11 protein-coding genes are annotated in these 12,606 nt (G+C 69.4%); 3 read left to right on the plus strand and 8 right to left on the minus strand.

The window, feature by feature from the left end:
• Positions 1–107: 107 nt before the first annotated feature.
• Entirely contained in the window at positions 108–2,012 is a 1,905-nt protein-coding gene (gene htpG / locus H8N03_RS19410; RefSeq protein ID WP_187077874.1) for a molecular chaperone HtpG, read from the plus strand.
• A gap of 133 nt (positions 2,013–2,145) precedes the next feature.
• Here the strand turns inward: htpG and H8N03_RS19415 are convergent, their stop codons facing one another.
• The 3 genes from H8N03_RS19415 to H8N03_RS19425 are packed head-to-tail and all read right to left on the minus strand — an operon-like array spanning position 2,146 to position 4,805.
• Complete coding sequence (locus H8N03_RS19415) at positions 2,146–2,841, minus strand: molybdate ABC transporter substrate-binding protein (RefSeq protein ID WP_187077875.1); 696 nt, start codon at positions 2,839–2,841, stop codon at positions 2,146–2,148.
• 1 nt (position 2,842) lies between these two features.
• Positions 2,843–3,823 (minus strand): tripartite tricarboxylate transporter substrate binding protein, encoded by a 981-nt coding sequence (locus H8N03_RS19420; protein WP_187077876.1) that lies wholly within the window; start codon positions 3,821–3,823, stop codon positions 2,843–2,845.
• Between the two features lie 16 nt (positions 3,824–3,839).
• Entirely contained in the window at positions 3,840–4,805 is a 966-nt protein-coding gene (locus tag H8N03_RS19425; protein ID WP_187077877.1) for a tripartite tricarboxylate transporter substrate binding protein, read from the minus strand.
• Positions 4,806–4,879: 74 nt separating this feature from the next.
• On the opposite strand from H8N03_RS19425, the gene H8N03_RS19430 reads away from it, so the two are divergent.
• Positions 4,880–5,755, plus strand: a complete 876-nt coding sequence (locus H8N03_RS19430; protein WP_187077878.1) for a fumarylacetoacetate hydrolase family protein — start codon at positions 4,880–4,882, stop codon at positions 5,753–5,755.
• Between the two features lie 122 nt (positions 5,756–5,877).
• Here the strand turns inward: H8N03_RS19430 and H8N03_RS19435 are convergent, their stop codons facing one another.
• The 5 genes from H8N03_RS19435 to H8N03_RS19455 all read right to left on the minus strand — a co-directional run bounded on the left by H8N03_RS19435 (position 5,878) and on the right by H8N03_RS19455 (position 10,820).
• Positions 5,878–6,885 (minus strand): serine/threonine protein kinase, encoded by a 1,008-nt coding sequence (locus H8N03_RS19435; RefSeq protein ID WP_187077879.1) that lies wholly within the window; start codon positions 6,883–6,885, stop codon positions 5,878–5,880.
• 22 nt (positions 6,886–6,907) lie between these two features.
• Positions 6,908–7,327, minus strand: coding sequence for an organic hydroperoxide resistance protein (locus H8N03_RS19440; RefSeq protein ID WP_187077880.1), 420 nt, complete (start codon positions 7,325–7,327; stop codon positions 6,908–6,910).
• A gap of 34 nt (positions 7,328–7,361) precedes the next feature.
• A complete protein-coding gene (locus H8N03_RS19445) occupies positions 7,362–7,811 on the minus strand; it encodes a MarR family winged helix-turn-helix transcriptional regulator (protein ID WP_187077881.1) in 450 nt (149 codons plus the stop codon).
• Between the two features lie 85 nt (positions 7,812–7,896).
• On the minus strand, positions 7,897–9,843 hold the full coding sequence (locus tag H8N03_RS26550; RefSeq protein WP_290428159.1) for a DUF2334 domain-containing protein: 1,947 nt from the start codon (positions 9,841–9,843) through the stop codon (positions 7,897–7,899).
• Between the two features lie 164 nt (positions 9,844–10,007).
• Positions 10,008–10,820: a crotonase/enoyl-CoA hydratase family protein gene (locus H8N03_RS19455; RefSeq protein WP_187077882.1), complete on the minus strand. Its 813-nt coding sequence runs from the start codon at positions 10,818–10,820 to the stop codon at positions 10,008–10,010.
• Positions 10,821–10,890: 70 nt separating this feature from the next.
• On the opposite strand from H8N03_RS19455, the gene H8N03_RS19460 reads away from it, so the two are divergent.
• On the plus strand, positions 10,891–12,549 hold the full coding sequence (locus tag H8N03_RS19460; RefSeq protein ID WP_187077883.1) for a GMC family oxidoreductase: 1,659 nt from the start codon (positions 10,891–10,893) through the stop codon (positions 12,547–12,549).
• Positions 12,550–12,606: the final 57 nt, after the last annotated feature.

The following is a 12,606-nucleotide window of genomic DNA, read 5'->3' on the forward strand; positions in this document are numbered from 1 at the left end:
CGGCAGGAAACGTCGAAAACTTCACGTCCGGGCTGAAGTAGCATCTCCCGCCTTGAAATGTTTCACGCCGGCCCTAGCTCGGGGACGCTGCATTTGAACAACACGCCATGAGCCAGAAACAGACCCTCTCCTTCCAGGCCGAGGTTGCGCAGCTGCTGCACCTCGTCACCCACTCGCTCTATTCGAACAAGGAGATCTTCCTGCGGGAGCTGATCTCCAACGCCTCGGACGCCTGCGACAAGCTGCGCTTCGAGGCGCTGCACCACCCGGAGCTGTACGAGGACGCACCCAACCTCGAGGTGCGCGTGAGCTTCGACAAGGACGCGCGCACGCTCACCATCGCCGACAACGGCATCGGCCTGTCGCAGCAGGAAGCCATCGACAACCTGGGCACCATCGCCAAGAGCGGCACGCGCGAGTTCATGTCGCGCCTGTCCGGCGACCAGAAGGCGGACGCGCAGCTCATCGGCCAGTTCGGTGTCGGCTTCTATTCCGGCTTCATCGTCGCGGACCGCATCACGGTGGAATCGCGCCGCGCCGGCCTGAAGCCCGAAGAGGGCGTGCGCTGGGTGAGCGGCGGTGCCGGCGATTTCGAGGTGGAGACCATCACCCGGCCGCAGCGCGGCACCAGCGTCACGCTGCACCTGCGCGAAGACGCTTCGGACTACCTGTCCACCTGGAAGATCAAGTCGATCATCTCCAAATACTCCGACCACATCCAGCTGCCCATCCTGATGCGCAAGGAGGAGTGGAAGGAAGGCGAGGACGGCAAGCCGGGCGAGCACGTGCTCAGCGACGAGTGGGAGACGGTCAACCAGGCGACGGCGCTCTGGACGCGCGCGAAGAAGGACATCACGCCGGAGCAGTACCAGGAGTTCTACAAGAGCATCAGCCACGACTACGAGGAGCCGCTCGCCTGGACGCACAACCGCGTGGAAGGCAGCACCGAGTACACGCAGCTGCTGTTCATCCCCTCGCACGCGCCCTTCGACCTGTGGAACCGCGACAAGGCCGCGGGCGTGAAGCTGTACGTCAAGCGCGTCTTCATCATGGACGACGCCGAGGCGCTGCTGCCCGCGTACCTGCGCTTCGTGAAGGGCGTCGTCGACTCCGCCGACCTGCCGCTGAACGTGAGCCGCGAGCTGCTGCAGGAAAGCCGCGACGTGAAGGCGATCCGCGAGGGCAACACGCGCCGCGTGCTGGCGATGATCGAGGACCTGGCGAAGGCGGAGCAGGACGCGGAATCGGCGGACAAGGAGAAGTTCGCGAAGTTCTGGGCCGAGTTCGGCGCGGTGCTGAAGGAAGGCCTGGGCGAGGACTTCGGCAACCGCGAGCGCATCGCGAAGCTGCTGCGCTTCGCCTCGACGCAGAGCGACACCGCGAGCGTGTCCCTGGCCGCGTACAAGGCGCGCATGAAGGAAGGCCAGGAGGCCATCTACTACATCACCGGCGACACGCAGGCGGCCGCCGCCCACAGCCCGCAGCTCGAGATCTTCCGCAAGAAGGGCATCGAGGTGCTGTACATGACGGACCGCGTGGACGAGTGGGCGCTGTCCTTCCTCACCGAGTTCGAAGGCACGCCGCTGCAGTCCGTGGCGAAGGGCCAGGTGGACCTGGGCAAGCTGCAGGACGAAGGCGAGAAGAAGGCGGCCGAGAAAGCCGCCGAATCGTTCAAGCCGGTGCTCGCGAAGCTGAAGGAAGCGCTGAAGGACAAGGCGCAGGACGTGCGCGTCACGACGCGCCTCGTCGACTCACCGGCGTGCCTGGTGGTCACCGAAGGCGGCATGAGCCTGCAGCTCGCGCGGCTCATGAAGCAGGCCGGCCAGAAGGCGCCGGACGTGAAGCCGGTGCTGGAGGTGAATGCCTCGCATCCGCTGGTGCAGAAGCTCGATGGCTCGCCGGCGTTCAACGACCTGGCGCACATCCTGTTCGACCAGGCGCTGCTGGCCGAGGGCGGGATGCCGGAGGATCCGGCGGAGTATGTGAAGCGGGTGAACGCGTTGCTCGCGTAAGTAGGGAACGGTGGGGTTCGCTCGCGCTCACCTGCCGGCGCTGGCGCGCCGCCACCCTACAGGAAAGCGAATGTAGGCTGGGGCGGCGCCAGCCGCCGACGGTGAGCGAACGCGAACCCCACCGATCCATGCCTCACTCGAACCCGCACCTCTTGCGCGTCTCCGCCGCCTCCGCCGCCGTCAACGCCACGATCAGCGCCCGCGCCAGCTCCGGCTCCTGCGCGCCCACCGCCACCGCCGCCGTGTACGTCGTCGTCAGCTCGTAAGGCTCCGGCAGCAGCCCGTTCAGCCGCACGCCCGGCGTGATCAGGATCTCCGTCACCTGCGTGCAGCCCACCGCTTCCGGTTCCGTCGACTGCGCCAGCGCCGCCATCGCGGTCGCGCCGTTCGGGTAGGTCTTGAGCCTGGCCTTGTCGTGGTCCAGGCCCATCGCCTGCAGGACCTTCAGGAAGTGGATGCCGGCCGTGGCCTTGGCCGGATCGGGGAAGTAGATCGCGGGAGCGGCCTGCAGCAGCGCCTGCAGCTTCTGCGGCGTGTCCACCGCCACGGGCGGGTGCTTCTCCTTCAGCGCGACGCCGGTCTTCACCTGGCCGACGGCCTTCACGGTCGCCGCCTCGGCGCGGTCCTGCGCCACGAGGTCCTCGATCAGCGCGAGCGACAGGATCAGAAGGTCGCAGGGCGCGCCGGCCAGCAGCTTGTCCTTCATCGCACCGACGGCGCCGAACGTGCCTTCGATCCTGCAGTCGTGCTTCTTCTCGAACGCGGGCTGCAGGCGGCTGACGAGGCCGCTGGCGGCGCCGCCACTCAGGATGCGGAGCGTGCGGGGCATGTCAATCTGCCTTGATGTTGGCGGACTTGATGACCTTCGCCCACTTCGCCACGTCGTCGCGGACGTACTTGTCGAAGGCCTGCGGGTTCATGACCATGGCCACGGCACCTTGCTTCGCCCAGGCCTGCTGCACCTCGGGCTGGCTCACGATCTTCGACACGGCTTCGTTCAGGCGCTGCACCACGGCCGGCGGCGTGCCCTTGGGCGCCAGCAGCCCGAGCCAGATGGTCGCTTCGTAACCGGGCACCCCCGATTCGTCGACCGTCGGCACCTCGGGGAGCACGGTCGAGCGCTGCTTGCCGGTGGTGGCGATGGCCTTCACCTTGCCCGCCTTCACCTGCTCGGTCATGGTGGTGACCGCGTCGAACATCATGTCGACCTGGCCGCCCAGCACGTCGGTGCGCGCGCCCGAACTGCCCTTGTACGGGATATGCACGATCTTCGTGTCCGACATGCTCTTGAAGAGCTCGCCGGCCATGTGGTACGGGGTGCCGGTGCCCGACGACGCGTAGTTGAGCTTGCCCGGCCGTTCCTTCGCGAGCTTGAGGATGTCGCGGACGTTGTTCACGGGCACGGCGGGATGCGCCACCAGCACGAGGTCCGAGGAGTTGATCGGCGCCACCGCCACGAAGTCGCGTTCGAGGTCGTAGGGCCTGTTCGGCACCAGCGTCTCGTTCACGGTGTGCGTGTTCGACATGAGCAGCAAGGTGTAGCCGTCCGGCGGCGACTTCGCCACCATCTCGGTGCCGATCACCGCCCCCGCGCCGGGACGGTTCTCCACCACGAAGGCCTGCCCGAGCGACTCCGGCAGGCGCTGCGCCAGGAAGCGCGCGAACACGTCCGCGGGGCCGCCCACCGCGAAGGGCACGATGATCTTCACCGGCCGCGCGGGCCAGTTCTGCGCTGCCGACGCGAGGGGCTGCAGCAGGGCCGCGGCGCAGGCGCCGGCGGCGAGGCAGCGCAGGAACGGGTGGCGCTTCATGGAAGCCTCCTTGGCGTCATTCGACCTTGCCGATCTTCTTCACGACGTCGGCCATGCGCTTCACGTCGTTCTGCACGTACTTCTCGAAGTCGGGCGTGTCCTGGAACATCACGGGGCTGCCGGCGTTCAGGATCACCTGGTTGACCTTGGGATCGGCGGCGGCGGCCTTCACGGCGGCGCGCAGGCGCTGCACGACGGGCTCGGGCGTGCCGGCCGGCACGAACAGGCCGGACCACTGCGCGTACTCGGCGTCGTAGCCGGACTGCTTCAGCGAAGGCACGTCCGGCAGGGTTTCCAGCTTCGTGGTGCCCCAGTGGGCGAGCACGCGGATCTTGCCGGCCTTGACGTGCTGCAGCACGGTGGCGGGGCCGGTGGACAGCGCGTCGACCTGGCCGCCGAGCAGCGCGACCACGGCCGGGCCCGCGCCCGTGTACGGGATGTGGGTCATGCGGACGTTGGCGACCTGCTTGAGGATCTCCATGGGCACGTGCATCGTGCCGTAGTTGCCCGACGAGCCGAAGTTGATGGCGCCCGGACGCTTGCGCGCGTCGTCCACGAAGTCCTTCACCGTCTTCCAGGGCGCGTCGGCGCGCACGGCCAGCACGGTCGGGTCGGCGGTGATGCGCGCGATGGGGCGCAGGGAGGCGTACGAGTACATCTGCGTGCGGCCGAGGATGGTGTCCGCCTCGGGCAGCACGCTGTACGAGGACAGCGCCATCAGGATCGTGTACCCGTCGGGTGCGGCCTTGGCCACCTGGGCCATGCCGATGCCGCCGCCGGCGCCGCCCTTGTTCTCGATCACCACCGGCTGGCCGAGCTCGCGCGACATGGCCTCCGCCACCGGGCGGCCCACCACGTCGGCCAGGCCGCCGGGCGGGAAGGGCACGATCATCGTGACGGGCTTGCTGGGGTAGGCGGCCTGCGCAACGGCGAGGCCGGCCGCGGCGGCAAGGCCCGCGGCCAGGAGAAGTCGGCGCATCATCGGGGGAACTCCTAGGGGTTGTTTTGTTAGCATGCTATGGAACCCCTCCGTCCCCGCGCAACAGAGTTTCCACCATGAGAATTGCCGCTTACCGCTACCAGGGCCAGCCCGGCGTCGGCCGCGTATCCGCCGACGGCCAGCAGGTCGAACCCTTCCAGCTCGACGCCCAGCAGGCCGCCCTCGGCGCCCTGCCGCTCGTCGAGGCGCAGGCCGCAGGCCGCGCGCTGCCGCCCACGGGCCAGTCGATCCCGCTGCAGCAGGTGCAGCTCACGGCGCCGGTACCGCGTCCGCGCCGCAACATCTTCTGCGTCGGCAAGAACTACCACGCGCACGCCAAGGAGTTCGCCGGCAGCGGCTTCGACTCCAGCGCCAAGTCCGGCGGCGACATCCCGTCCGCCCCCATCATCTTCTCCAAGGTGCCGGAGTCGGTGGTCGGGCCGAACGACAACATCCTGTACCCGGCCGAAGTCTCCACCGCGATCGACTACGAAGCCGAACTCACCGTGGTGATCGGCCGGGGCGGCAAGGGCATCAGGAAAGCCGACGCCATGCAGCACGTGTGGGGCTACACGATCGTCAACGACGTGACCGCGCGCGACTGGCAGGGCCGCCACTCGCAGTGGCTGCTGGGCAAGTCCTTCGACACCTTCTGCCCGATGGGGCCGTGGCTCGTCTCGGCCGACGAGATGGACGGCCAGAACACGGACGTGAAGTGCTGGGTGAACGGCGAACTGCGCCAGGACGCCAACACGAAGGATTTCATCTTCGACATCCCGACGCTGATCGAGTGCATCTCGGCCGGCATCACCCTCTACCCCGGCGACCTGATCGCCACCGGCACGCCGGCGGGCGTGGGCATCGGGTTCAAGCCGCCGAAGTACCTGGGGCGGGGGGATGTGGTGAAGATCGAGATCGGGGGCATCGGGGTGCTGGAGAACACGCTGCGCTGACGCGGTGCGAACGCTGGGGTGCGCTGCGCGCAACCCAGCCTACATACCGGGCTCATGGCCGGCGTAGATCGGGGCCGTAGGCTGGGTTGCGCGCAGCGCACCCCAGCAACCCCACGCCTCCTTCAAGCCACCAGCGCCGGCTCCTCCATCGCCTCCATCTGCTCCTCCAGCATCTGCAGCTGCCCGCGCCAGTAGTCGCTGGTGCCGAACCACGGAAACGCGATCGGGAAGGCGGGATCGTCCCAGCGCCGCGCCAGCCACGCACTGTAGTGGATGAGGCGCAGCGTGCGCAGCGGCTCGATCAACGCCAGCTCGTTGCGGTCGAAGTCGCGCAGCTGCTCGTAGCCATCGAGCAGCGCGCCCAGCTGGCGCTGGCGCTGCGCGCGCTCTCCGGACAACAGCATCCACAGGTCCTGCACCGCGGGCCCGGTGCGCGCGTCGTCCAGGTCCACGAAGTGCGGCCCGGCGTCGGGTGTCCAGAGGATGTTGCCGGGATGGCAGTCGCCATGCAGCCGCAGCAGGCGCACGCCGTCCGCACGCGCCGTCTCGAACGCCGAGCGCACCTGCGCCAGCGCTTTCTCGCAAGCCCGCTGCCACTCGCCCTGCACGTCCAGCGGAATGGCGTGATGGGCGAGCAGCCAGTCGCGCGGCTCCTCGCCGAAGCTGGCCACGTCGATCGCGGGGCGCACGGCGAAGGCCGAACGGGCGCCGACGGTGTGCAGCCGCGCGAGGTAGCGGCCGATCCACTCCAGCACCTCGCCGTCGTCGAGCTCCGGCGCGCGGCCGCCGCGGCGCGGCGACACGCTGAAGGCGAAGCCGGCGTGGTGGTGCAGCGTGCTGCCTTGCGGCGCCAGCGGCGCGACGGCAGGCACTTCGGCCGCCAGCAGCTCCTGCGCGAAGGCGTGCTCCTCCAGGACCTGCGCCTCGCTCCAGCGGCCCGGCCGGTAGAACTTGGCGACGACGATCGCGCTGCCCTCGAACGCGTCTTCCAGGTGGACCTGGTAGACGCGGTTCTCGTAGGAGCTCAGGGCGAGCAGACGCCCGTCACCGAAGAGGCCCACGGACGCGAGTGCATCCAGCACCACGTCGGGCGTGAGGGTCTCGTACGGATGGCGAGCGTCTGGTTCCATGCGGCATTGTCGCCGCAGGAGCTCACTTCACCGTGATCTGCACGTCGATGTTGTTGCGGGTCGCGTTGGAGTACGGGCAGACCTTGTGGGCCTCGGCCACGAGCTGCTCCGCCTTGGCGCGCTCCATGCCGGGCACGGTGATGTTCAGGCGCACGGCGATGCCGTAGCCCAGCGACGTGGGGCCGAGGTCCACTTCCGCGTCGATGGCCGTGTCGTTCGGCACCTGCACGCCGACCTTCGGGGCGACGGCCTTCATCGCGCCGAGGAAGCACGCGGAGTAGCCGACGCCGAACAGCTGCTCGGGGTTCGTGCCCTGGCCGGCGCCGCCGGGGGAGGACAGCTTCACCTCGATGCGGCCGTCGTCCGAGCGGCCGGTGCCTTCGCGGCCGCCGACGGCATGGGTCTTGGCGGTGTAGAGGACTTTGTCGAGAGCGGTGGGCATCGTTGCTTCCTTGTGGTGGGGTGGGGGGAAAGGATCAGGCCGTGAGGCGTTCGCGCAGGGTGCGCAGGTCGCGCGTGAGCTGCAGCAACTCGGGCAGCGAGCACTGGCTGGCCGCGAGCACGCAGCCGGGCACCCTGGCGGCGCGCTGCTTCAGCCGGCGACCGGCGGCGGTGAGGTGGATGTGCACGCGGCGCTCGTCCTCGACCGCGCGCATGCGGCTGACGAGGCCGGCGGCCTCCAGGCGCTTGAGCAAGGGCGTGAGCGTGCCGGAGTCGAGGCTGAGCCGCTGGCCGAGTTCGGACACCATCAGCCCGTCGCCTTCCCAGAGCACGAGCATCACGAGATACTGCGGGTAGGTGAGGCCCAGCTCGTCGAGCAGCGGCTTGTACAGCTTGGTCATCGCCAGCGACGCCGAGTACAGCGCGAAGCACACCTGGTTGTCGAGCAGGAGCGCTTCGTCGGCGGAGAGGCTGCGCGAGGGCATGCCGCGAAGTCTAGTACAAGATTGAATTGCACGCAACTGAACTGCGGAAGGGGAGGGCGGCCACTGCCACCCTCCGCACTGGCGGTCAGCGCACCGTCGTCGGCGTCACCCAGGTGTAGCCCAGCGCGGTGATGCCGTCGACGAGCCGCGTGAAGTCCTGGTAGCCCGTCGTGCCGATGTCCTTCTCCAGCCAGAACGGGTGGAAGAAGAAGGAGCCGAAGCCGTCGCGCACCGTCAGCGCGTACTGGGCGTTCAGGAGGATGTCCTGCCAGGAGTAGGTGAAGTAGGAGGTGGGGTCGATCCGGCGGATGTCGTACTCGATGTTGCCCAGGTTCTCCGGCAGCACCTTCTGGCCGTAGTAGTCGCGCTGGATCACGTACGGGAAGATCTGGCCGGCGGAGAAGTCCTTGCCCGCATGCGGCGAGAAGTCCGGCTTGTCCGCGGTGAAGTAGACGACCCGCTGGTACGTCGTGTTGAACGCCAGCGGCACCGCGCGCGAAGCGGTGGGCGAGGCCATGTAGTGCGGCGTCTCCCAGGCGACGGGCCCGTAGTTGAACTGCCCCAGCTCCCACAGCCCCTTGGTGAAGCGCCCGAGCGCCCACTCCGTGGAGTCTTCCGGCACCGGCGCGTTGTGCGCGATGTCCCAGAACTCGTAGTCGTCGCCGCTCATGCCGGTCCACGGGTTCTTCACGGCGCCGTACTGATGCGTGTAGCCGTGCATCACGATCTCGCCGCCGCGGGGCAAGGCGTAGTCCAGCGCGGTGCGCAGGTTGGTGGCCTGCGCGAGCGGGATCTCCTGCGGCACGCCGTCGTTGCCCGAGCCCTTGGGATCCATGTGGTGCGGGATCACGGCGATGGAGAAGCGGATGTTGCGGCCCTGCAGGAAGTCGGTCAGCCGCTTCATGGCGCTCACCGACACGGGCGCTCCCACGTCTTCCAGGCGCACCATGGCCTGGTGCTGCTCGGGGTGGTCGATGCCGAGCATGTCGTGCAGCAGGTCGGCGAGCACGAGGTAGCGGTCGCGCGGGCCGATGAAGCTGAAGGGAATGTCCGCGACGTACCAGAAGCGGCCGGAGCGCACGACGTACGGTGCCTGCTCGCCGGTCCTGGAATTGCGGATCGGGACGACCACGCTGGCCTTCGCGGCGTCGGCGACTTCGGTGACGCCGATGTCCGGGTCCGCGTCGATCGCGTTCTTCTGCGCGTCGTAGGCGTAGTACTTGACGAAGTCCTTGCCCTTGTAGGCGACGGTGTCGAAGAAGCCGGGGCTGGGCGCCGCGGCGGTGGGCTGCGCGTTCATGCCGCGCAGGTCGTCGAAGGCGATGCCGCGCGTCGCGGTGAACTGGTACGCCGGATCGTCCGCGAGCCGCCAGAGGTTGTACTTGAACCAGACGAGCGTCTTCGTCGTCGCCGCCGCATCGGCGAGGAAGGCGGTGGGCAGCTGCGTGTCGTACGCCGCGCCCAGGTAGAAGGTGGCGTCGTGCGCCGCCATCTGGCCCGCGGCATAGCGGTGCACGGGCACGAGGTCCACCTTCGCATCGAAGTGCCCGAGCAGGTTGCCGAGCATGATCGCGTAGGAGAAGCCCAGCTTCTCGTACTCGCCCGCGGGAGCGTCGTAGAGGACGAGGGTCGTGGGACCGGCGGGCGCCGGGGCGGGGCCGGTGCCGCCGGTGCCCGTGCCGCCACCTGCGCTGGTGCCGCCGCCACTACTCGTGCCTCCGCCGGCGCTGGTGCCGCCGCCCGTGCTGCCCCCGGTCGACGGCCTGGCCGGATACGGGCCCACGTCCGCGATCGTCACCTTGTCGGGCACGCCGCCCGGCACGCCGGCAGCCGCGTTGCCGCCCGGAACGGCGGGCGCGGGAGCAGCGCCAGTCGCCGACCCGGGCGATGGAGCCGACGCCGGCGCCGGCGTGGAGCCGTTCGTTGCGCTTCCGGCGGAACCCGATCCACCACCGCCGCCGCCGCAGCCACCCAGCAGCGCACCGAGACACAGCGCGCCCGCGGCGCACAGCGCCCGCACCTGGACTTCCATGACTTCTCCCGGTTCTCTTCTCGGGAAACCAATCTACCGACGCGCCACGTGCGGGTTCACGGACGCGGGACGATCCGCTCGTAGGATTGGAGCGATCGCGCGGGCCGGCGGCCACCGTGCAGGGCAGGTGGCTCTGCGGGAGAAGGAAGACTTTGGTCTGCTTGCTAGCGCCCGGTGAAGCGCGCCTGGCGCTTCTCGACGAACGAGCGCACGCCTTCGGCGGCGTCTTCGCTGCGGGCCAGGTGCTGTTGCACCGCCACGAATTCGGCCATGGCTTCCAGCGGTCCGCGCTCCACGGCCTTCAGCGCATTGCGCCGCGTCGCGACGACGGCCATCGGCGCCTGGTCCGCGATGCTTTCGGCGATGCGGATCGCCTCCTGCAGTTCGCCGCCGCGCGGGACGACCTTCTGCACGAAGTTCAGCCGCAAGGCTTCGGCCGCGCCGAACTCGTCGCCGGTCAGCAGGTGCAGCAGCGCGTTGCCCAGGCCGGCGCGCTCCGCCATGCGCAGGGTCGCGCCACCGGTGGCCATGATCCCGCGCTTCACTTCCAGCTGCGAGAAGCGGCAATCGTCCGCGGCCACCACGATGTCGGCGGCCAGCATCAGCTCGATGCCGAGCGTGAAGGTGATCCCCTGGACCGCCACCACCATGGGCTTCGTGCGGCGCCGGTAGCCGGGCGAGCCCAGGTCCAGCGGTTCCACGGCCCCGTGCGGCCAGAGCTTCTCGCCCTTCTGCATGGCCGGGGCGATGGTCGGCAGGTCCAGGCCGGCGGTGAAGTGGTCCCCGTGCGCGAACAGCACGCCGACGCGCAGCGCGGGATCCTCGTCCAGCAAGGTGTACGCTTCGGCCAGCTCGCGGAACATCCGCGGCGTGAAGCCGTTGCGCTTGGCGGGCCGGTTGATGCCCACCAGCAGCAGCGCGCCGCGCCGCTCGGTCGTGATCGTTCCTTCGGGGGGAGGCGGGAGGGCGTTTTCCATGAGCACGATTAGAGCAGCCACTCGGCCCGGCGCGCCAGCGTGCGCCTAGACTGCCGTGGAGGAGACCAGGATGAGCACAGCGCTTCCCAGCCAGGTGGATTACGTGATCGTCGGCGGCGGCTCCGCCGGCTGCGTGCTGGCCGCACGCCTGAGCGAAGACCCGTCGGTGCAGGTCGCGCTGCTGGAGGCCGGCCCGCCGGACACCAGCGTGCTGATCCACTGCCCCGCCGGCCTGGCACTGCTGGCGAAGAACGGGCAGGCCAACTGGGGCTTCGAGACGGAGCCGCAGCCGGGCCTGGGCGGCCGGCGGGGCTACCAGCCGCGCGGCAAGGTGCTCGGCGGCTCCAGCTCGGTGAACGCGATGATCTACGCGCGCGGCCATGCGAGCGACTACGACGCGTGGGCGGCCGCCGGCAACCCGGGCTGGTCCTTCGCCGAGTTGCTGCCCTGGTTCCGCAAGGCCGAGCGCAACGAGCGCGGCGCCGACGCCTTCCACGGCGGCGACGGTCCCCTCAACGTGATGGACCTGCGCAGTCCCAACCGCTTCAGCAAGGTGTTCGTCGAGGCGGGCAGGCAGGCCGGCTATCCGGAGAACCACGACTTCAACGGCGCGGAGCAGGAAGGCGTGGGCCTGTACCAGGTCACGCACCGCGACGGCGAGCGCTTCAGCGCGGCCAAGGCCTACCTGGCCCCGAACCGTGCGCGGCCCAACCTGCACGTGGTCACCGGGGCGCATGCCACGCGCGTGCTGCTGGAAGACAAGCGCGCGACGGGCGTCGCGTACCGCATAGTCGGCGCTTCGCAGGAGCTGCGCGCGCGGCGCGAGGTGATCCTCAGCGCGGGCGCGCTGCTGTCGCCACAGCTGCTGATGCTCTCCGGCATCGGCCCGGCGGAGCACCTGCGCGAGCACGGCATCGCCGTGGCGCACGACCTGCCCGGCGTGGGCCGCAACCTGCACGACCACGTCGACGTGGTGCAGGTCTGGGACGCGCCGCACCTCACGGACCTCTTCGGCCTGTCCTTCACCGGCGCCGTGAACGTGGTGAAAGGCATCGCCGAATGGCGGCGGCAGCGCAGCGGCATGCTGACCACCAACTTCGCCGAAGCGGGCGGCTTCATCCGCAGCTCGCCGGAGGAAGCCATCCCCGACCTGCAACTGCACTTCGTGATCGGCAAGCTGGTGGACCACGGTCGCAAGACGGTGTTCGGCCACGGCTACTCCTGCCACGTGTGCCTGCTGCGTCCACGCAGCCGCGGGTCGCTCACGCTGCGCAGCGCGGACCCGCTGGCGCCGCCGCGCATCGACCCCCACTTCCTAGCGGACGCGGACGACGTGCGCCGCCTCGTGCGCGGTTTCCGCGTGATGCGGCACATCCTCGAGCAGCCTGCGCTCGCGGGCCTGCGCGGGCGCGAGCTCGCGGCTTCCGCGGGCGCGCGCGACGACGCGCAGATCGAGGCCTTCATCCGCAGCCACGCCGACACCATCTACCACCCGGTGGGCACCTGCCGCATGGGCACCGATGCGGGGGCCGTCGTCGACCCGCAGCTGCGCGTGCACGGGATCGCGGGCCTGCGTGTCGTGGACGCGTCCGTGATGCCCAGCATCGTCGGCGGCAACACCAACGCACCGGTGATCATGATCGGCGAGAAGGCCGCCGACCTGGTCAAGGCGGCAGCGCGCGGCGGCCGTGAATCAGTTCACGCCGGCGGCGAGGCGCTGGCCGTTTAAGGTTTCCTGAAGGTTTTCTTAGTGGATTCTTCAGAACGCCTCGCGAGGGGCGTTCCT

It is taken from the genome of Ramlibacter cellulosilyticus (genome assembly GCF_014297465.1).
GTDB classification, from domain to species: domain Bacteria; phylum Pseudomonadota; class Gammaproteobacteria; order Burkholderiales; family Burkholderiaceae_C; genus Ramlibacter; species Ramlibacter cellulosilyticus.

Coding starts and splice junctions, on each gene's coding strand:
- H8N03_RS19425 (WP_187077877.1), bottom strand. CDS start 4,805: ATGATGCGCCGACTTCTCCTGGCCGCGGGCCTTGCCGCCGCGGCCGGC.
- H8N03_RS19455 (WP_187077882.1), bottom strand. CDS start 10,820: ATGGAAAACGCCCTCCCGCCTCCCCCCGAAGGAACGATCACGACCGAG.
- H8N03_RS19440 (WP_187077880.1), bottom strand. CDS start 7,327: ATGCCCACCGCTCTCGACAAAGTCCTCTACACCGCCAAGACCCATGCC.
- H8N03_RS19435 (WP_187077879.1), bottom strand. CDS start 6,885: ATGGAACCAGACGCTCGCCATCCGTACGAGACCCTCACGCCCGACGTG.
- H8N03_RS19430 (WP_187077878.1), top strand. CDS start 4,880: ATGAGAATTGCCGCTTACCGCTACCAGGGCCAGCCCGGCGTCGGCCGC.
- htpG (WP_187077874.1), top strand. CDS start 108: ATGAGCCAGAAACAGACCCTCTCCTTCCAGGCCGAGGTTGCGCAGCTG.
- H8N03_RS19445 (WP_187077881.1), bottom strand. CDS start 7,811: ATGCCCTCGCGCAGCCTCTCCGCCGACGAAGCGCTCCTGCTCGACAAC.
- H8N03_RS19420 (WP_187077876.1), bottom strand. CDS start 3,823: ATGAAGCGCCACCCGTTCCTGCGCTGCCTCGCCGCCGGCGCCTGCGCC.
- H8N03_RS26550 (WP_290428159.1), bottom strand. CDS start 9,843: ATGGAAGTCCAGGTGCGGGCGCTGTGCGCCGCGGGCGCGCTGTGTCTC.
- H8N03_RS19415 (WP_187077875.1), bottom strand. CDS start 2,841: ATGCCCCGCACGCTCCGCATCCTGAGTGGCGGCGCCGCCAGCGGCCTC.
- H8N03_RS19460 (WP_187077883.1), top strand. CDS start 10,891: ATGAGCACAGCGCTTCCCAGCCAGGTGGATTACGTGATCGTCGGCGGC.